Genomic DNA, 19509 nt, shown 5'->3' on the forward strand with positions numbered 1-19509 from the left:
ATTAGTTTCGGTTACGGGTGACTTTAATCACATCCGGCATCACGCGGATTTTACGCATGATATTCGCCAGATGAACGCGATCGCGCGCCGTCAGGCGGATGAACGCGCTATAAACGCGGCCATCTTTCTCTTCCGTATTCAGGCTCTGAATATTGGAAGTGGCGGTGTTAATGGCCGCCGTCAGGTTCGCCAGTGCGCCCTGGTGGTTAAACATATCCACCTTGATCTCGGTGATAAACTCTTGCGCCGTCTCTTTATCCCACTCCACGGCCATAAACTTCTCTGGCTCTTTCTGGTAGCCACGAATATTACGGCAGGACTCATGGTGGATAACCAGCCCTTTACCGGGGCTGACGTGGGCGACAATCGGGTCGCCAGGGATCGGGCGGCAGCATTTGGCGAAGGTGATCAGCACGCCGTCTGCGCCTTTAATCGGCAAGTGCGCGGTGTTTGCGCCAGTCGGTGCGGCGGTGCCCGGCGTGGCTTCCCCCTGCTGCAGATTTTTCGCCACCACAACGCTCATCGCGTTGCCAAGGCCGATCTCTGCCAGCAGATCGTCAAGTGATGCCAGCCGCATACGCTCCAGCTCGTGCTGAATATGCTCCTGCGGAATTTCCGCCAGCTTGCGGCTTCCGCCCAGCGCGTGATTCAGCAGGCGACGGCCCAGGCTTACGGAGTCGTCGCGCTTGAGGTTCTTCAGCATCTGGCGGATCTTCGCGCGCGCTTTCGAGCTGACGACAAAGTTCAGCCAGGCGGCATTCGGGCGGGCGCCCGGCGCGGTGATAATCTCCACCGTCTGGCCACTGGAGAGCGACTGCGACAGCGGGTAGGGCTGACGATCGACGCGCGCGCCAACGCAGGCGTGACCGATATCCGTGTGCACCGCATAGGCGAAATCCACCGGCGTGGCGCCAGCAGGCAGTTCGACAATGCGGCCTTCGGGGGTGAAAACATAAATCTCATCGGGGAAGAGATCAGATTTAACGCTTTCGATAAATTCAAACGAGCTACCGGCGCTCTGTTGCAGCTCCAGCAGGCTCTGCATCCAGCGCTGGGCGCGGATTTGTGCGGTGGTGCTGCTTTCGCCGTGCTCTTTATAAGCCCAGTGCGCGGCAACCCCCATCTCCGCCATTTGATCCATATCTTCAGTACGGATCTGCACCTCGACCGGTACGCCGTGCGGGCCAATCATTGAGGTATGGAGGGATTGATAGCCGTTCGCCTTGGGGATGGCGATATAGTCTTTTACGCGACCGGGACGCGGCTTGTAGAGGCTGTGCATCTGACCGAGTACGCGATAGCAGGTATCAAGATCGTGAACAATGACGCGGAAGGCGTAAATATCCATGATCGAGTGAAAACGCTGCTCTTTCAGCACCATCTTGCAGTAGATGGAGTAAAGATGTTTCTCCCGCCCGCTGACGCGGCAGGGGATCCCCGCTTCCTGTAAACGCCCTTCGATTTCCGAGAGGATTTTTTGAATCATCTCTTTGCGGTTGCCGCGCGCGGCTTTTACCACTTCTTTGATCACGCGATAGCGGTTCGGGTAGAGCGCCTCAAAGCCCAGCTCTTCCAGCTCAGTTTTGATGTGATGGATACCTAAACGGTGCGCCAGCGGACTGTAGATTTCGAGGGTTTCACGGGCGATGCGGCGACGCTTGTCCGGGCGAAGGGAGCCCAGCGTGCGCATGTTGTGGGTGCGGTCAGCAAGCTTGATAAGGATGACGCGGATATCCTGCACCATCGCCATGATCATCTTGCGAAAGTTTTCCGCCTGCGCCTCTTTTTTATCCTGGAATTTGAGCTTATCCAGCTTGGAGACACCCTCCACCAGTTCGGCAACGCTTTTGCCAAAGAGCTGCTCCATATCCTGGTAGGTGGCGGGGGTATCTTCAATCACGTCATGCAGCAGCGCGGCCATCAGCGTTTCGTAGTCGAGTTTCATCTCGGCCAGAATACAGGCCACCGCTACCGGGTGCGTGATATAAGGTTCACCGCTTGAACGTGTCTGACCCTCGTGAGCGTCACGTGCAACGAGATACGCCTGCCTGAGACGTTTGATCTGGTCTTCAGGCAGATAGTTTTGAATCAGCTGATTCAGGCTTTCAAACAGATACAAGGGTGACCTGCAGGTTAATTAACGACGACCTTCAGCAATGGCGGTAACAGCCTGCAGTTCTGCGGCTTCCTGCTCTTGCTGTTCCTGGCGCTCACGTACATCAAGGATCTGGTTGTTAATCAGACCTTCTTCGATTTCGCGCAGCGCGATAACGGTGGTTTTATCGTTTTCTTCCGGTACTAACGGATCTTTACCGCCAACCTGCATCTGACGAGCGCGACGCGCGGCGACCAGCACCAGGTCAAAACGGTTACCAACTTTCTCTACAGCGTCCTGAACAGTTACGCGTGCCATACTTAAAATGCTCCACAGGTGAAGAAATGACTGGGCATGATACTGAAACCAGGCTCAGTCTGCCAATAGTTTGCTGATTAAAGCGTCATGTCGCTGCTTTTGGCGGCTCATGCGCAGACGTTCAGCGCGGATAATGGTTTTCAGATCGCCCAAGGCGGTATCGAAATCATCATTCACAATCAGGTAATCATACTCGGCGTAATGGCTCATTTCGGCAACCGCCTGCGCCATACGTTTCGCGATCACCTCTTCGCTATCCTGGCCGCGGCCACGCAGGCGGCGATCCAGCTCCAGCTTCGACGGCGGCAGAATAAAGATGCTGCGCGCCTGCGGCATGCGGGTGCGAATTTGCTGCGCGCCCTGCCAGTCGATATCAAGAAACACATCGACGCCCGTTGAGAGCACTTGCTCAATCGTCGCGCGTGAGGTGCCGTAATAGTTGCCAAACACTTCGGCATGCTCAAGAAACGCATCCTCACTAATCATCGCTTTGAACTCATCGTGATTAACGAAGAAGTAGTGTTCACCGTGCACTTCACCCGGACGCGGCGCGCGCGTGGTGTGCGAAACAGAAACTTGCGTGTCGTATAACGGTTGGGTTTTCAGCAAAGCCTGGATGAGGCTTGATTTACCCGCGCCGCTGGGGGCGGAAACAATATAGAGCGTGCCTTGAGCCATGAGAGTCTTTTGTATGTGAATGCGATAGGAACTTACATACGTGCCTATTATACACATCGCCGCTACGTGACGTAGCTTTTGTCACCCGTTTTCCCATCAATGATTCGATTTTGCGTACTGCTTTCCTGATTTTTATGCACGTTTTCATCGCCATGTAAGTTTCCCGGAAGCCCGCTCGCATCCTGCTCTTTTCCCGCTCAAAAGCGCTCAACCGCAGCGCTATAACCACTCCGCAATCACAAGGGAGAGGCATGATGTGGAGAAGCGTTGGGGTCACTATTTTTCTACTGCTATGGAGTGCGTTTAGCCTGGCGGCTTGTCCGGTCTGGTCGCCATCACGGGCGCAGGAGGAGGTATCGCGCCTGAAACAGCAGCTCAGCAGATGGAACGACGATTACTGGTCAAGAGGCGCAAGCGCGGTGAGCGACGATGTTTACGATCGGATGAGCGCGCGCCTGGCGAACTGGCAGCGCTGTTTCAACATGACACCCGCAGACATTGCGCCTGCTTTACCGGGCGGCAATCTTAATCATCCGGTTGCCCATACCGGGGTGCGCAAACTGGCGGATAAATGGGCGTTGCAGCAGTGGATGAGGGGAAAGCAGGATCTGTGGATGCAGCCGAAAGTGGATGGCGTTGCGGTCACGCTGGTCTATCGCAACGGCAGGCTGGCACAGGCTATCAGCCGGGGTAATGGCCTTGCGGGCGAGGAGTGGACAGCAAAGGCGCAGGCCATTCCTGCGATCCCGAAAACTGTGACCGGTGCGCTGGCGAATAGCGTCTTGCAGGGTGAACTCTATTTACGCCGCAAGGGGCATATCCAAAAAGAGGCCGGGGGTCTCAATGCCCGAGCAAAAGTCGCCGGCGCGATGATGCGGCACGACAACCCGGAGCTGCTTAATGACCTCGCTTTTTTTGTCTGGGCCTGGCCCGATGGCCCTGCCACTTTAGCGCAGCGGTTGGTGGCACTGAAAAAGGCGGGCTTTGAAGAGGCGCACTACTACAGCGCGCCGGTCAACAGCGTGCAGGAGGTGGAGCGTCTTCGCCAGCACTGGTTCACCTCGCCACTGCCCTTCGTCACGGATGGCGTGGTGGTGCGCACCAGTGCGGAGCCTGCGGGCAAAGCGTGGTTACCTGGTCAAAGCGACTGGGTGGTGGCCTGGAAGTATGAACCGGTAGAAGAGGTGGCAGCGGTAGAGGATATTCAGTTTGCCATCGGGCGGACCGGGAAAATCTCCGTTGTCGCGCTGCTGGAGCCGGTAAAACTGGATGATAAGCGCGTGCAGCGCGTGAATATTGGGTCCATTCAGCGCTGGCAGGCGTTAGATATCGCACCGGGCGACCATATTGCCGTCACCCTTGCCGGGCAGGGGATCCCTCGCGTGGAGCGCGTGGTCTGGCGCAACCTTGTTCGACAGCCGCCCACGCCGCCACAAGCTCGCTTTACGCCGCTGAGCTGCTTTTACGCCACGCCAGATTGCCAGCAACAGTTTATTGCCCGCCTCTCCTGGCTTAGTTCTGATAAGGCGCTGGAGATAGCCGGATTGAGCGAGAGCGGCTGGCGGACTCTGCATCAGGCTCACCATTTTGAACATCTTTTCTCCTGGCTGGTGTTGACCAAAGAGCAGTTGCAGACGACACCCGGAATGTCGCCCGCGCGCGGACTGCAACTCTGGCACCGTTTTTCCTTAACGCGTGAGAGGCCGCTAAACCGCTGGCTTCACGCACTCGGTACGCCGCTGCCACAATTGGCGATCAATGCTGCGGGCGATACTTCATGGCGACAGATGCGCAGCCGGGATGAGCTGGCCTGGCAACAACTACCCGCCATCGGCGCACAGAAAGCACGCCAGGTTGTCGCTTTTATCCGCGAGCCAGCGGTTGAGCAGCTCACGGCCTGGCTTGCGAAGCAGGGCGTAAAGGCCTTTCAGTGAGCATTATGCTTGTAGTGAAACACCGGCAGACCCAGTTTCCAGCGTATCGCCAGCAGGCGGCTGGTGAAGCCAAACAGTAGGGTGGTAATCACCACGATGTCATGGTTGGTAACGACATGGCTTAGCGCGATATAGAACACGGCGGCAGCAAACGCGATGCCGGCATAGAGCTCTTTCTGAAACACGAGAGGGATGCGCTTACAAAACATATCGCGCAGCACGCCGCCAAAGACGCCGGTGATAACGGCCGCAATCACGGCGATGATCGGGCCTTCGCCCATATCGAGGGCGATTTGCGCCCCGATAATGGAAAATACTACCAGCCCGAGTGCGTCCAGCACCAGAAACAGGCGGCGCAGATGGGGCATTACCGGGGCAAAGATTGTGGTCAGCACCGCGGCGATAGCAACGATGATCACATACTCGGGGTGCTTCACCCAGCCGAGCGGATAGTGGCCAAGCAGGATATCGCGCACCGAACCGCCGCCAAGCGCGGTCGCGGTGGCAATAATAATGACGCCAAAGGTGTCCATTCGACGTCGCCCTGCGGCCAGCGCGCCGGTCATGGCTTCGGCAGTGATGCCGATCAGATAGAGAATGTGTAACAGCATGCCGCCCCCATAAATTCAGTGCGGGCAGGGTAATGATTAAGTGGGAAAGGGGCTATTGAGATTTTCTAACGATCGGTGTTTCGGATTAGTTAGGTTAATGCCTGGTGTGATGGGTTTTGTTGTTTATCTTATTGATTTTAATTTTATTTAATTAGGCGTTTCTGTAATGTGCGCCAGAATAATAAAGCAGTTATCGATAAATAATATGTGGGTGAATGGATACAAAAAAAGGCCCTTACGGACCTTTTAATGAGACGAGAGGCTTATTCGATATTTTGAATCTGCTCGCGCATCTGCTCAATAAGCACTTTCAACTCAATAGCCGAGTTGGTCACTTCCGCATTGATTGATTTAGAGGCCAGCGTGTTCGACTCGCGGTTGAACTCCTGCATCATAAAGTCGAGGCGGCGACCTACAGCTTCCTTCTTCTTCAGGATGTTGTAGGTCTCTTTTACATGCGCTTCGAGCCTGTCCAGCTCTTCAGCAACGTCGATACGCTGCGCCATCATTACCAGCTCTTGCTCGACGCGGTTATTTTCCAGCTGCACCTGCGCCTCTTCCAGCTTGCTGACCAGGCGCTCACGCTGCCATTGCAGGATTTGCGGCATATGGGCGCGCACGTTGTTGACTTCGGTGCTGACGCCTTGCAGACGCTGCTCGATCAACGCTTTCAGCGCCTGGCCTTCGGTTTCGCGGGCGACGATAAAGTCGTCCAGCGCGCCATCCAGCGCGGCGAGGATTTCAGCGGTAATCGCATCGAGATCCTGCTCCTGAGCCGCCATCACGCCAGGCCAGCGCAGAATATCGACCGGATTAATTTCACCCTCGTCGCTCTGCATTTTTACCCAGTTCGCGGCGGTGACCAGCTGCTTAGCCAGTTTTTCATTCAGAATCAGCTCGCCCTGCGCGCTGGCGTCCGGCTCAAAGCGTAAGGTGCATTCCACTTTACCGCGGGTCAGACGGGTACGCAGACGCTCGCGGACAACCGGTTCAAGGCTGCGGAATTGTTCCGGCAGGCGGAAGTAAGTTTCCAGATAACGCTGGTTAACCGAGCGCAGTTCCCAGGAGGCGGAGCCCCATGCACCCTTGATTTCACGCCGGGCGTAGGCGGTCATACTGCGGATCATAGTCGTTCCCGTTTTGAAGGAGAGATGCGGGGGATTATAGCTTTGGTGGCCTTATCAGGATAGGAATAACCAGGGTTAGCCAGTATAATGCGCAGCCACATTCGTAACAGCCGGAGAAATCATCATGCGTCCAGCAGGCCGAAGCGCCACTCAAGTGCGCCCCGTCACCCTGACCCGTAACTACACAAAACACGCAGAAGGTTCCGTGCTGGTGGAATTTGGCGACACCAAAGTGCTCTGCACCGCCTCCATCGACGAAGGTGTTCCACGCTTCCTTAAAGGCCAGGGCCAGGGCTGGATCACTGCCGAATATGGCATGTTGCCGCGTTCGACCCACACCCGTAACGCCCGTGAAGCGGCGAAGGGCAAGCAGGGCGGACGTACCATGGAGATCCAGCGCCTGATCGCGCGTGCACTGCGCGCGGCGGTCGATCTGAAAGCGCTTGGCGAATTTACTATCACCCTCGATTGCGATGTTCTGCAGGCCGATGGCGGTACCCGTACCGCGTCGATCACCGGTGCGTGCGTGGCGCTGGCCGATGCGCTGAACAAGCTCATTGCCGCAGGCAAGCTGAAGACCAACCCGATGAAAGGTATGGTCGCGGCCGTCTCTGTGGGCATCGTCAATGGCGAAGCGGTGTGCGATCTGGAATATGTTGAAGACTCAGCGGCTGAGACCGACATGAACGTCGTGATGACCGAAGATGGCCGCATGATCGAAGTGCAGGGCACTGCAGAGGGCGAGCCCTTCACCCACGAGGAACTGCTCGCAATGCTGGCGCTAGCCCGAGGGGGCATTGAGTCCATTGTCGCGGCGCAAAAAGCGGCATTAGAAAATTGATTTTGAGGGCGACGATGAGTCGCCCTTTTTTTTGCGCAACATCCGGCCTTCAAGCCTGCTGTCTGCGCAACGCACTTTGCTAAATTTTTAAATCATCAAAACAGGAAGAGGAGCGGATCCATGAAAGCGTACCAGCGTCAGTTTATTGAATTTGCGCTTAACAAACAGGTACTGAAGTTCGGCGAGTTCACGCTGAAATCCGGGCGCAAAAGCCCCTATTTCTTTAACGCCGGGCTCTTTAATACCGGGCGCGATCTGGCGCTGTTGGGCCGTTTTTACGCTGAAGCGTTAATGGATTCCGGGATTGATTTCGATCTGCTGTTTGGCCCGGCTTATAAAGGCATCCCGATTGCGACTACCACTGCGGTAGCGCTGGCAGAGCATCACGAGCGCGATGTGCCTTACTGCTTTAACCGTAAAGAAGCCAAAGATCATGGCGAAGGCGGTAACCTGGTCGGCAGTGCGCTGCAGGGCCGTGTGATGCTGGTGGATGATGTGATTACCGCCGGTACGGCGATCCGCGAGTCGATGGAGATTATTCAGGCTAACGGCGCGACGCTCGCCGGCGTGCTGATCTCGCTCGACCGTCAGGAGCGCGGCCGCGCAGAGATCTCTGCAATTCAGGAAGTTGAGCGTGATTACGGCTGCAAGGTTATTTCCATCATTACGCTGAATGACCTGGTGGATTATCTGGAAGAGAAGCCAGAGTTGGCCGATCTGGTCGCCTCCGTGCGTGCGTATCGCGAAGAGTACGGCGTCTGAGTTGCTACCCGGCAGCAGGCCTGCCGGGTTTCGCCTTACAGAAGCTGTGCGCCCTGCGTGTTGACATACAGGGCGTAAATCGAGGTGCTGGCGGCCATAAAAAGCCAGTTTCGCTGCTCACCGCCGAAGCAGAGATTAGCGCAGCGCTCGGGCAGATGAATCATACCAATCGCTTTGCCCTGCGGGTTAAACACCCGGACACCATCCAGCTCGTCGCTGCCCATCCCCCATCCGCACCATAAATTGCCGTCAACATCGCAGGCGATACCGTCCGCGGTGCCGTTGCCGCAATCAATATGCACCCGCTTATTTTGTAACTGCCCGCCGACAATGTCCCACGCCAGTATTAAACGATTAGGCGTAGCGCGGCTCTCCACCACATAGAGAATTTTCTCGTCCGGCGAGAAGCAGATGCCATTCGGCCCGCGCACATCGCCCAGCACCACTTCCAGCTTGCGGGTTTGCGGATCGAGACGATAAACATTCTGCGGCAGTTGCGGTTCGGCTTTATGTCCTTCATAAAAACCGGTAATGCCAAATGGCGGGTCGGTAAACCAGATTGAACCGTCTGATTTGACCGCGAGATCGTTCGGCGAGTTGAGCGGCTTACCGTCGAAGCTATCCGCCAGTACTGTGATGGTGCCATCGTACTCCGTGCGCGTAATGCACCGCGTATCGTGCTCACAGCTAATCAATCGCCCCTGGCGATCGCGGGCATGTCCATTGGCATTATTCGCTGGTTTGCGAAAAACAGCGGTCTCGCCGGTCTGCTCATCCCAGCGCATTACCGCATTGTTGGGGATGTCGCTCCAGAGCAGCATGCGCATATCGCCAAACCATACTGGTCCTTCCGCCCAGCGACAGCCGGTGGCGATTTGCTCCACTTTTGCACTGGAGACCATATATCCGCGAAAAGCATCATCGAGCGCGACCACGCGCGGATCGGGGTAGCGCGGCGCAGGTGTCCAGGCAGCGAAGCTCTTTTGACTCAGTAACAGTGAAGCGGTAGCGATACCGCTCAGCTTTAACAGTTCCCGACGAGATGTTGCCATCCGGTCTCTCCTTCTTGCTTTTGTAGGGTATCGAAGCGGTGGTTTGTTTCAGGAATAACCAGGTGCCTGAAGGAGCGTAGAGAATCGGGAAGGGTGCCACATCTGGCATTGTTACGAATTACGTTGGGCTTTTACACAGAATGGCGGGAAATGCGAATGCAGCCACAGAGGCTGCATAGGGTGATTACTGTAATTGCAGAAGTAACAGCGGCCAGCGCGCGTCAAAATCGTCGGTCGGGCTATATTTGAACTCGCTGCGCACATAGCGCGACAGCATCCCTTCGCAGAAGGCCAGCAACTGGCTTGCCAGCAGCGTTTCGTCGGTTGCATACCCTTCGCCTTCACGCATTTTGCGTTCGCGCAGCACCTGGCGCAGCTGCGCTTCGATACGCTCAAACAGCTGGTTAATGCGCCCTTGCAGGCGATCCTGCTCAAACATCAGCGCATGACCGGTCATGATGCGGGTTAAGCCGGGATTACGTTCGCCGAAGCCCAGAATCAGTAACACAATCAGACGCAAACGCGCAGTCGTGTCTTTTTCATCTTTTAAGATCAGATTGATGCGGGTAATCAGGCTATCTTCGATAAACTCGATCAGGCTATCGAACATGCGTGTTTTGCTGGGAAAGTGACGATACAGCGCGGCTTCAGAGACGCCGACCGATGCCGCCAGTTTCGCCGTGGTAATACGTTGGCTTCCATCGCTGGATTCCAGCATTAACGCCAGAGATTGAAGTATTTCCTCACGGCGATTCTTTTTCGCAGTCTGTTTTTCTGCCATGTTCTAAAAAACCCCAGAAAATAATCACTTGTCAGGCGAGCAACCACACAACGGCCGCAAATGCCTGGCATTTGCGGTCATCTTATCGCGTTATAGTGTTGTGTAATGCGTTAAATAGCGCGGATTATTGACGCCCGGAGTGGCCAAAGCCGCCTTCGCCACGCACGGTGGCATCGAACTCTTCCACCAGGTTAAATTCAGCCTGCACCACCGGTACAAAGACCATCTGCGCGATACGCTCGCCAGGCACAATGGTGAAACTCTCTTTTCCACGGTTCCAGACGGAGACCATCAGCTGCCCCTGGTAATCGGAATCAATCAGCCCAACCAGGTTGCCCAGTACCACGCCATGTTTATGACCGAGGCCCGAGCGCGGCAGAATCACGGCGGCAAGCGTTGGGTCGGCAATGTGAATCGCCAGACCAGTCGGCAGCAGCGTGGTGTCGCCTGGCGCCAGCTCTACGGCGTCATCCAGACAGGCGCGCAGGTCAAGACCGGCGGAGCCGGAGGTGGCATAGGTCGGCAGCGGGAACTGCTCACCCACGCGCGGGTCCAGAATCTTAAGGTCGATTTTTTTCATCATAACGGGTAACAATCTCGTCCAGTAATAGGTGTCCCAGCAGCGCTTTGCGCTCCAGCGGCAAGCGCTTATCGCCATCTTGCCAGAACAGATGTAATGCGTTGTTGTCGCTATTAAAGCCTTGATTAGATTGCGAAACATCGTTGGCGCAAATCAGGTCGAGGTTTTTGCGGGCGCGTTTCTGCCGGGCGTATTCTTCCACATTATTCGTTTCCGCGGCAAACCCAACAACATAAGGTCGATGGCTGGTGAGCGCCGCAACGCCGGCGACGATATCAGGGTTTTTCACCATTTTTATTGTGATTTCATCGCCTTGCTTTTTAATTTTTTCCGGCGCGATCTCGCTGGCGCGGTAGTCCGCGACCGCTGCACAACCGATAAAAATATGCTGCTGCTGGGCGCGCTGCTGAACCGCCGCCTCCATCTCAAGGGCAGTGGTCACATCCACGCGCTGAACAAAGGCGGGCGTAGGCAGCGACACCGGGCCTGAAACCAGCGTCACGTTCGCGCCGCGCTTCGCGGCCGCTTCAGCAATGGCGAAGCCCATTTTGCCGGAGCTGAGATTGGTGATGTAGCGCACCGGATCCAGCGGTTCGCGGGTCGGACCGGCGGTAATCATAATGTTCAGATGTTGCAAATCCTTGACCGGCGAGAAGTGGGCCGCGGCCATATCAACGATGGTCAGCGGATCGAGCATGCGGCCCGGGCCGACATCACCGCACGCCTGGCTGCCGCTGTCTGGCCCCCACAACAGCAGGCCGCGCGAAGCGAGCACCTGTAAATTGTGCTGGGTGGCGGCGTTGCGGTACATCTGCTGATTCATCGCCGGAACAACCGCAACCGGTGACGGCGTGGCCAGGCAGATGGTTGAGACCAGATCGTTTGCCATACCCGCCGCGACACGGGCGATTAAATCAGCGGTGGCGGGTGCCAGAATCACCAGATCGGCCCATTTACCCAACTCGATATGCCCCATTGCCGCTTCCGCAGCGGGGTCAAGCAGGCTGTCGGAGACCGGGTAACTGGAAACGGCCTGCAGACTCAGCGGTGTGATAAAGGCTTTGGCGGCCTCGGTCAGCGCCACGCGGACTTCCGCGCCGCGATCGCGCAAGCGACGCACCAGCTCAGGCGCTTTATAGGCCGCGATACCGCCGCTTACGCCGAGGACAATTTTTTTACCCGCCAGAGTTGTCATGATTCTTTCCCGTTGGATTCGCCAGAGGTTGGGGATTTTATCACAATCCTGATGTCGTCGTGCCTATGCCCGTAAACCACTTTGCGAGGCGCTACGCAGCGTTGAAAAGTGCCATTCGATGAGCATTCCCGGATGTGGCAGCATGAGTTTCTGACAGGGAGGTGTGGATATGGCGATTGTGTTAATTCCTCAAAAGCCGCGCGAAAAAATGATGCAGCTGGGCGTTGAGTCCCTTACGGACGTTGAGTTACTGGCGCTATTTTTACGCACTGGCGCGTGCGGGAAAAGCGTACTTACGGTAGCGCGGGAGATGCTAAACCACTTCAGCTCGCTCCACTCTCTGCTCTGTGCCGACTATGATGAGTTTCGGTTTATCTCGGGCATTGGCGTCGCCAAATATGCGCAGCTCAGGGGCATTGGCGAGCTGGCGAGGCGCTCCTACAACGCGCGTATTGCCGAGGAGAGCTCTCTGCTCAGCCCGGAGATGGTGCGGGAGTTTTTGCAGAGCCAGCTGGCGAACGAAGAGCGGGAGGTCTTTATGGTGATCCTGCTTGATAACCGCAACCGCATCATCAAACATGCCCGGCTTTTTTCCGGCACGATTAACCATGTTGAGGTGCATCCGCGAGAAATTTTACGCGAAGCGATAAAATTCAATGCGGTCGGCGTGATCCTCGCGCATAATCACCCCTCGGGTAATGCTGAGCCCAGCAGAGCAGATAAGGCCATCACCGAACGAGTGATAAAATGCTGCCAACTCATGGACATTCGCGTTATTGATCATCTGGTCATTGGTCGCGGCGAGTGCGTTTCTTTTGCGGAACGCGGTTGGATTTAGACCACTTTGCGCGATCCATCGGGATCTTTGTCTGTTCGGGACTTGAGCACACCGCCGAGTCAGCGTATACTACGCCACCTTTGAGAATCTCGGGTTTGGCATTTGGGCCTGGCAATCGAGAGTTCACATAGAACTGCGATGACCGGGCTGTAAAGCCTGACGAGGCGCCAATACCCCATACGAAGCTCGAGCTAATTTGATTTTTGGAGAATAGACATGTCCCGAGTCTGCCAAGTTACTGGCAAGCGTCCGGTGACCGGTAATAACCGTTCCCACGCACTGAACGCGACTAAACGCCGTTTCCTGCCGAACCTGCACTCTCACCGTTTTTGGGTTGAGAGCGAAAAGCGTTTTGTCACCCTGCGTGTATCTGCTAAAGGTATGCGTGTAATTGATAAGAAAGGCATCGATACAGTTCTGTCTGAACTGCGTGCCCGTGGCGAAAAGTACTAAGTACTTAAAGGATATAAATCATGGCTAAAGGTATTCGTGAGAAAATCAAGCTGGTTTCTTCCGCTGGTACTGGTCACTTCTACACCACCACGAAGAACAAACGTACTAAGCCGGAAAAACTGGAACTGAAAAAGTTCGATCCAGTTGTCCGTCAGCACGTGCTGTACAAAGAAGCTAAAATTAAATAATTTTAGTTTTCTTGAACAAAAACCCCGCACTGTCGGGGTTTTTGCATTTCTGATAGCCCGCAAAAAGCCGGAGATGAGATGCCTGAATTACCTGAAGTTGAAACCAGCCGCAGAGGCATTGAACCGCACCTGGTCGGTGAAACCATCCTGCATGCGGTGGTACGTAACGGCCGCTTACGCTGGCCTGTTTCCGAAGAGATCCATAGCCTGAGCGACAAACCGGTGCTCAGCGTGCAGCGACGCGCTAAATACCTGCTGCTCGAGCTGCCGGATGGCTGGATCATCATTCACCTCGGTATGTCCGGCAGTCTGCGCATTCTTCCCCATGAGCTTCCCGCCCAAAAACATGACCATGTCGATCTGGTGATGAGCAACGGCAAAGTGCTGCGTTACACCGATCCGCGTCGTTTTGGCGCCTGGCTGTGGACCAAAGAGCTGGAAGGACATAACGTGCTGGCGCATCTCGGCCCGGAGCCGCTGAGCGATGCGTTTAATGCCGACTATCTGCGGGAGAAGTGCGCGAAGAAGAAAACGGCGATCAAACCCTGGCTGATGGATAACAAGCTGGTGGTGGGCGTCGGGAATATTTATGCCAGCGAATCGTTGTTTGCCGCCGGGATCCATCCCGATCGGCTCGCTTTATCCCTCTCGCAGCAGGATTACGAACTGCTGGTTCGCGTGATCAAAGCGGTGCTGTTACGCTCCATTGAGCAGGGCGGGACGACGCTGAAAGACTTCCTGCAAAGCGATGGCAAACCGGGTTACTTCGCGCAGGAGTTGCAGGTTTACGGGCGAGAAGGGCAGCCGTGTCGCATCTGCGGTACGCCAATCGTGGCGGCAAAACATGCGCAGCGCTCGACGTTCTACTGTCGTCAGTGCCAAAAATAGGTGTGGAGTAAAGCCGGATAAGCTATCCGGCATCGAAGCTTACTTCAGCTTATCAAGCAGCGCCTGGTGAACCGGCTGCGGCAGGAAATGTGCGACGTCGCCCTGATGGCGCGCCACCTCTTTGACCAGCGAAGAGGAGATAAACGACCACTCTTTCGACGGCATTAAATAGACGCTTTCCAGATTCGGCATCAGATGCCGGTTCATATGCGCCAGCTGCATCTCATACTCAAAATCCGCTACCGCGCGCAGACCGCGGATCAAAATCGTGGCCTGCTGGTCACGCGCGAAGTTAGCCATCAGATCGCTAAAACCGACTACCGTGACATTTTGCAGATGCGCCGTTGCCTGCTTCGCCAGTGCAACGCGCTCATCAAGGCTGAACATCGGCTTTTTGCTTGGGCTGGCGGCAATCGCCAGTATCAGCTCATCAAACATCGCGGCGGCACGGGTCACAATATCGATATGCCCGTTAGTGATGGGATCAAACGTACCAGGGTAGATCGCCCGCTTTTGCATAATCGACCTTATTGCGCTTTAGGTGGCAGATAGGGTTCCAGCAGTTGCAACAGAAGCTGCAGAGCGCCCTGGTTCTGGTAGAGCACTTCAACTGCGTGGCGACCGTAAAAATTCCGGTAATCTTCATCGGTCAACAAAGAGGTGATCTCTTTGATGAGCGCATCGACATCGTTTACGGTGATCAACCCATCAGCCTGCGTCAACCGCGCGCAGATATCTTTGAAGTTGAACGTATGCGGCCCCATCAACACCGGGATCGCATGCGCGGCGGCTTCAAGAGGATTGTGACCGCCTCGCTCTACCAGCGACCCGCCGACAAAGGCCAAATCGGCAATGCCGTAAAGCAGCATCAGCTCGCCCATCGTATCGCCAACCACCACCTGCGTGCTGGCTGAAGGGATCTCGCCGGAAGAGCGCGTGATGAAACTCAAGCCCGCCTCGCGCACCATATTTACGGCGTCAGGAAAGCGTTCAGGATGACGCGGAACCAGAATCAAGAGTAAATCAGGAAACTGTTTTAGCAAGGCCTGATGCGCGAGCAGCATAATGCTCTCTTCGCCTTCGTGGGTGCTGGTAGCAATCCACACCGGACGATGCGGCGCCCACTGACGACGCAGGGCGACAGCGCGGGAGGCAAGCTGCGGTGTGACAGAGATATCAAACTTCAGGCTACCGGTTACGGTAAGCTGATTGCGTTTGGCGCCAAGTGCGATAAAACGGTCGCCATCTTCGCTGTTTTGCGCGGCAATCAGCGTAATTTTGCGCAGCAGCTTCTGAATAAATTTACCCAGCTTCGCATAGCCAGCGGCGGAGCGCGCCGAGAGGCGGGCGTTGGCAATCACCAGCGGAATGTTTCGTTTATGCAGCGCGCTAATCAGGTTGGGCCACAGCTCAGTTTCCATAATCAACACCAGCTTGGGGTCGACCTTATCAAGGAAACGATTTAGCGCGCCGGGCAGATCGTAAGGCAGATAGACATGCTGAACGTCGCCGCCGAATGCTGACATCACGCGCTCGGAGCCAGTTGGCGTCATGGTTGTGACGGTAATGGGTAAATCAGGATAACGGTGACGTAAGGCGCGCACCAGCGGAATCGCCGCCAGTGTTTCGCCGACCGAGACGGAGTGCAGCATGATGCCGCCTGCTTTTAACGGCTTATTGTAGAAGCCATAGCGCTCGCCCCAGCGTTTGCGGTAAGCCGGAGCTTTTGCACCACGCACCCACAACCGCACCCAAATCAGCGGCTGAATGATGTACAGAAGTGTGGTGTAGAGCAATTGGAGCATAGTACGTTGCAGGCTTAGGAATGTGCTGGGGATTTTATGTATTTAGTACCGCCATTGCTATTACTTTTGCTGAAATCGGTCAAATTCACCTCTTATCACGTTATTTGTATCAGTCTTATCAATTTTTTTTCATTTTTATCTAGTTTATTGAATGTTTCAGCGCGAACCCATTATGGCCATGAAGCAATAAATTTTATCTATGGACATGATTTTTATGATCTTTTTAATGGCTTTGTTGAAAAGTGCTTCAGATCGGATTGGTGGTAAAGAAGTGGTACAATAAAAGATCTATAAGTGCGCAATATCAGTGTTCAGGTAGCTGTCGAGCCTGGGGCGGTAGCGTGCCTGTAATTTTTTCACGGATATCACATCAAGAAGAGCCGATTGTGGAAAAGCGATTTCACCGAATTCTGGTTATTAAAATGCGTTTTCATGGAGACATGCTGCTGACCACGCCGGTCGTCAGTACGTTAAAACGCAACTATCCTGATGCGCGCATTGATATGCTGCTCTACAAAGACACAATGCCAATCTTATCCGAAAACCCCGAGATTCATGCTCTTTATGGCATGAGCAATAAAGGGGCGCCTTTAAAGGAAAAGATACAGAACTTCTTCTCTCTGGTGAGCCAATTACGCAAGAATAATTACGATCTCATCGTCAACCTGACGGATCAGCATATCGTGGCGCCGCTGGTACGCTCTGTGCCGGCAAAAGTGAAAATTTCGCAGGACTACGCCCATCGGCAGTCCGCTTTCTGGAAAAAGAGTTTTACCCATCTCGCACCTTTTGCCGGTGAGCACGCGGTAGAACGTAACTTATCGACCCTTGTTCCGCTGGGTATCACCGACTTCTGCCGTTATACCACCATGAGCTACGCGCCCGAACACTGGGAACGTATGCGCAGCGCGCTGAATGAGGCGGGCGTTGGCGAGCACTATGTTGTTGTGCAGCCGACTGCCCGACAGCTGTTTAAATGCTGGGACAATGAAAAATTCTCGCAGGTGATTGATGCGCTGCAAGCCCGGGGCTATGACGTTGTGCTGACCTCTGGCCCTGGCGCGGACGATCTCGCCTGCGTTGAGGAGATTGCCCACGGATGCGCGCGCAGGCCCGTCACTTCTCTGGCGGGTAAAACGCGTTTTCCTGAACTCGGTGCCTTAATTGCCCACGCCGCGCTATTTATTGGCGTGGATTCTGCGCCAGGCCATATCGCCGCCGCGGTGAAGACACCGATTATCTGTCTCTTTGGCGCGACCGACCACGTTTTCTGGCGCCCGTGGAGCGACAACATTATTCAGTTCTGGGCCGGCAATTATCAGCCGATGCCGGCGCGCAGCCAGTTGGACAGAAACAAGAAATATCTCTCCGTCATTCCGGCAGAAGATGTCATCGCGGCAACGGAGAAAATGCTGCCCTCTTTAGAAGGCGCTTCCTGATGATTGTCGCTTTCTGTTTATACAAATATTTTCCCTTCGGCGGTCTGCAGCGCGACTTTATGCGTATCGCGCAAACCGTGGCCGGGCGCGGGCATCATGTCAGGGTCTATGTCCAGTCCTGGGAAGGCGATGTGCCAGCCGGGTTTGAGCTGATCCGTGTCCCGGTCACCTCGCGCACCAACCACGGTCGCAACGCTGAATATCACGCCTGGGTAGTGGCGCATCTGGCGCAGCATCCCGCCGATCGCATGGTCGGCTTTAATAAAATGCCGGGCCTTGATGTCTACTATGCGGCCGATGTTTGCTACGCCGAAAAAGTGGCGCAGGAGAAGGGCTTCTTTTACCGCCTGACGTCTCGCTATCGCCATTATGCCGCCTTTGAGAAAGCGACCTTTGAACAAGGGAAAGCGACGCAGCTGCTGATGCTAACGGATAAGCAGATTGGCGATTTTCAACGGCACTACCATACCGAAAGCGACAGGTTTCACATTCTGCCTCCGGGGATCTATCCGGATCGTAAATACAGCCAGCAGATCGCCAATGCCCGCCAGATCTACCGTGAAAAGAGTGGTATCGCGGAGGATCAGTTCTGGCTGTTACAGGTTGGATCCGATTTCAGCAGGAAAGGCGTTGATCGAACGCTTGCCGCTGTTGCCGCCCTGCCAGAAGCATTAAGAAAGAAGACGATACTGTTTGTGGTCGGCCAGGACAAACCCGGGCGATTTGCCGCCCAGGCGGCGAAGGCTGGCATTAAAGAGAATGTGCACTTCTTTTCCGGGCGCAGCGATGTGGCTGAACTGATGGCGGGTGCCGATCTGCTGATGCATCCTGCCTACCAGGAAGCCGCGGGGATTGTGCTGCTCGAAGCGATAACAGCTGGCCTGCCGGTGATTGTCAGTGGCGTTTGTGGATATGCGCACTACATTGCCCGCGCGCAGTGCGGCGTGGTGATTGAAGAACCATGGTCTCAGGCCGCGTTGAACGAGGCGCTACAGCGTGCGCTGCAAGAGCCTGCCTTGCGCGAAGCGTGGGCTGCGCGAGCGCGCCACTTTGCAGACACAGAAGATCTTTATAGCCTGCCGGAGAGAGCGGCGGACATCATTACGGGTGAAGTGAATGGTTGAATTGAAAGAGCCGCTGGCGACACTCTGGCGGGGTAAAGATGCGTTTGCCGAGGTTGAAAAGCTACAGGGAGAGGTGTTTCGCCAGCTCGAAACGCGCCGCACCCTGCGTTTTGAACTTGCCGGTAAAAGCTATTTCCTGAAATGGCATCAGGGCACCGCGTTTAAAGAGGTGGTGAAAAATCTGCTTTCGCTGCGCTTGCCGGTGCTGGGTGCCGATCGCGAGTGGAAAGCCATTCATCGCCTGCATGATGCGGGTGTTGATACCATGCACGGCGTTGGGTTTGGCGAAAAGGGTGCCAACCCTATCAATAAAACGTCCTTTATTATCACTGAAGATCTGACGCCAACCATTAGCCTGGAAGATTATTGCGCCGACTGGCTGACAACGCCGCCGCAACCGCGCGTTAAACGGATGATAATTCATCGTGTTGCGACCATGGTGCGCAAGATGCATCAGGCTGGCGTAAACCATCGCGACTGCTATATCTGCCATTTTCTGCTTCACCTGCCTTTTGACGGCGATGAACAGCGCCTGAAAATCTCGGTGATCGATCTTCATCGTGCACAGATGCGCGCGCATGTGCCAACGCGCTGGCGCGATAAAGATCTGATTGGGCTCTACTTCTCTTCACTCAATATTGGTCTTACCCAGCGGGATATCTGGCGTTTTCTTACCGTCTACTTTGCCGCATCGCCGCGAAAGATTGTTCAGCAAGAAGCGGGCTTATTAGCGAAAGCGCAGGCCCGGGCTGAGAAGATCCGCGAAAGAACAGAACGTAAGTCTCTCTAAAATGAGAAGT

21 protein-coding genes are annotated in these 19509 nt (G+C 55.2%); 10 read left to right on the forward strand and 11 right to left on the reverse strand.

All coding sequences use genetic code 11. The features are described 5' to 3' along the window. Position 1: 1 nt before the first annotated feature. Genes spoT through gmk form a run of 3 tightly spaced genes read right to left on the reverse strand, consistent with a single transcriptional unit; the run spans position 2 to position 3091 of the window. A complete protein-coding gene (gene spoT, locus IAE50_RS11340) occupies positions 2–2119 on the reverse strand; it encodes a bifunctional GTP diphosphokinase/guanosine-3',5'-bis pyrophosphate 3'-pyrophosphohydrolase (protein ID WP_200134856.1) in 2118 nt (705 codons plus the stop codon). 18 nt (positions 2120–2137) lie between these two features. Further along, a complete protein-coding gene (rpoZ, locus tag IAE50_RS11345; RefSeq protein ID WP_007369481.1) occupies positions 2138–2413 on the reverse strand; it encodes a DNA-directed RNA polymerase subunit omega in 276 nt (91 codons plus the stop codon). Between the two features lie 54 nt (positions 2414–2467). Beyond that, positions 2468–3091 (reverse strand): guanylate kinase, encoded by a 624-nt coding sequence (gene gmk / locus IAE50_RS11350; protein WP_042715009.1) that lies wholly within the window; start codon positions 3089–3091, stop codon positions 2468–2470. Positions 3092–3345: 254 nt separating this feature from the next. Here gmk and ligB point away from each other — a divergent pair, with 254 nt between their 5' ends. Continuing rightward, positions 3346–5025, forward strand: a complete 1680-nt coding sequence (gene ligB, locus IAE50_RS11355) for an NAD-dependent DNA ligase LigB (RefSeq protein WP_200580332.1) — start codon at positions 3346–3348, stop codon at positions 5023–5025. On the opposite strand, the gene IAE50_RS11360 is transcribed toward ligB, so the two are convergent. After that, positions 5019–5636, reverse strand: a complete 618-nt coding sequence (locus tag IAE50_RS11360; protein WP_200580289.1) for a trimeric intracellular cation channel family protein — start codon at positions 5634–5636, stop codon at positions 5019–5021. The genes ligB and IAE50_RS11360 overlap by 7 nt on opposite strands. Positions 5637–5899: 263 nt before the next feature. After that, positions 5900–6763 (reverse strand): YicC/YloC family endoribonuclease, encoded by an 864-nt coding sequence (locus tag IAE50_RS11365; protein ID WP_042715002.1) that lies wholly within the window; start codon positions 6761–6763, stop codon positions 5900–5902. A 124-nt stretch (positions 6764–6887) separates the two neighbouring features. On the opposite strand from IAE50_RS11365, the gene rph reads away from it, so the two are divergent. Further along, a complete protein-coding gene (rph, locus tag IAE50_RS11370; RefSeq protein WP_042715001.1) occupies positions 6888–7604 on the forward strand; it encodes a ribonuclease PH in 717 nt (238 codons plus the stop codon). A gap of 120 nt (positions 7605–7724) precedes the next feature. Continuing rightward, positions 7725–8366 carry an orotate phosphoribosyltransferase gene (gene pyrE / locus IAE50_RS11375; protein ID WP_094418916.1) on the forward strand — a complete coding sequence of 214 codons (642 nt, stop codon included), beginning with the start codon at positions 7725–7727 and terminating at the stop codon, positions 8364–8366. Positions 8367–8401: 35 nt separating this feature from the next. On the opposite strand, the gene IAE50_RS11380 is transcribed toward pyrE, so the two are convergent. The 4 genes from IAE50_RS11380 to coaBC form a co-directional block, all read right to left on the reverse strand. After that, on the reverse strand, positions 8402–9418 hold the full coding sequence (locus tag IAE50_RS11380; RefSeq protein WP_200580290.1) for an SMP-30/gluconolactonase/LRE family protein: 1017 nt from the start codon (positions 9416–9418) through the stop codon (positions 8402–8404). Between the two features lie 184 nt (positions 9419–9602). Further along, the gene (slmA, locus tag IAE50_RS11385; RefSeq protein ID WP_042714996.1) at positions 9603–10199 is read right to left on the reverse strand and encodes a nucleoid occlusion factor SlmA; all 597 of its coding nucleotides are present in this window, start codon (positions 10197–10199) and stop codon (positions 9603–9605) included. A gap of 124 nt (positions 10200–10323) precedes the next feature. Next, entirely contained in the window at positions 10324–10782 is a 459-nt protein-coding gene (gene dut / locus IAE50_RS11390) for a dUTP diphosphatase (protein ID WP_200580291.1), read from the reverse strand. Beyond that, positions 10760–11974: a bifunctional phosphopantothenoylcysteine decarboxylase/phosphopantothenate--cysteine ligase CoaBC gene (coaBC, locus tag IAE50_RS11395; protein WP_200580292.1), complete on the reverse strand. Its 1215-nt coding sequence runs from the start codon at positions 11972–11974 to the stop codon at positions 10760–10762. The genes dut and coaBC overlap by 23 nt, the downstream gene beginning before the upstream one ends. A gap of 169 nt (positions 11975–12143) precedes the next feature. Here coaBC and radC point away from each other — a divergent pair, with 169 nt between their 5' ends. The 4 genes from radC (at position 12144) to mutM (ending at position 14341) form a co-directional block, all read left to right on the forward strand. Further along, positions 12144–12812 carry a DNA repair protein RadC gene (gene radC / locus IAE50_RS11400; protein ID WP_042714990.1) on the forward strand — a complete coding sequence of 223 codons (669 nt, stop codon included), beginning with the start codon at positions 12144–12146 and terminating at the stop codon, positions 12810–12812. Between the two features lie 216 nt (positions 12813–13028). Next, entirely contained in the window at positions 13029–13265 is a 237-nt protein-coding gene (gene rpmB / locus IAE50_RS11405; protein ID WP_002436699.1) for a 50S ribosomal protein L28, read from the forward strand. A gap of 20 nt (positions 13266–13285) precedes the next feature. Next, positions 13286–13453 (forward strand): 50S ribosomal protein L33, encoded by a 168-nt coding sequence (rpmG, locus tag IAE50_RS11410; RefSeq protein ID WP_003024094.1) that lies wholly within the window; start codon positions 13286–13288, stop codon positions 13451–13453. Between the two features lie 78 nt (positions 13454–13531). After that, a complete protein-coding gene (gene mutM, locus IAE50_RS11415) occupies positions 13532–14341 on the forward strand; it encodes a bifunctional DNA-formamidopyrimidine glycosylase/DNA-(apurinic or apyrimidinic site) lyase (protein WP_200580293.1) in 810 nt (269 codons plus the stop codon). 39 nt (positions 14342–14380) lie between these two features. Here the strand turns inward: mutM and coaD are convergent, their stop codons facing one another. Next, entirely contained in the window at positions 14381–14860 is a 480-nt protein-coding gene (coaD, locus tag IAE50_RS11420) for a pantetheine-phosphate adenylyltransferase (protein ID WP_042714983.1), read from the reverse strand. 8 nt (positions 14861–14868) lie between these two features. Next, positions 14869–16146 (reverse strand): lipid IV(A) 3-deoxy-D-manno-octulosonic acid transferase, encoded by a 1278-nt coding sequence (gene waaA, locus IAE50_RS11425; RefSeq protein ID WP_054802713.1) that lies wholly within the window; start codon positions 16144–16146, stop codon positions 14869–14871. A gap of 386 nt (positions 16147–16532) precedes the next feature. Here waaA and rfaQ point away from each other — a divergent pair, with 386 nt between their 5' ends. From rfaQ to rfaP, 3 genes are read left to right on the forward strand one after another with little or no spacing between them, the layout of a single operon-like run. Beyond that, positions 16533–17585 carry a lipopolysaccharide core heptosyltransferase RfaQ gene (rfaQ, locus tag IAE50_RS11430; protein WP_200580294.1) on the forward strand — a complete coding sequence of 351 codons (1053 nt, stop codon included), beginning with the start codon at positions 16533–16535 and terminating at the stop codon, positions 17583–17585. Continuing rightward, the gene (locus tag IAE50_RS11435; RefSeq protein WP_200580295.1) at positions 17585–18709 is read left to right on the forward strand and encodes a glycosyltransferase family 4 protein; all 1125 of its coding nucleotides are present in this window, start codon (positions 17585–17587) and stop codon (positions 18707–18709) included. Before rfaQ ends, IAE50_RS11435 begins: the two co-directional genes overlap by 1 nt. Further along, positions 18702–19499, forward strand: coding sequence for a lipopolysaccharide core heptose(I) kinase RfaP (gene rfaP, locus IAE50_RS11440; RefSeq protein ID WP_200134879.1), 798 nt, complete (start codon positions 18702–18704; stop codon positions 19497–19499). Before IAE50_RS11435 ends, rfaP begins: the two co-directional genes overlap by 8 nt. Positions 19500–19509 lie beyond the last annotated feature (10 nt).

The sequence above is a fragment of the Kosakonia sp. S42 genome (assembly GCF_016624785.1).
Taxonomy (GTDB): domain Bacteria; phylum Pseudomonadota; class Gammaproteobacteria; order Enterobacterales; family Enterobacteriaceae; genus Kosakonia; species Kosakonia cowanii.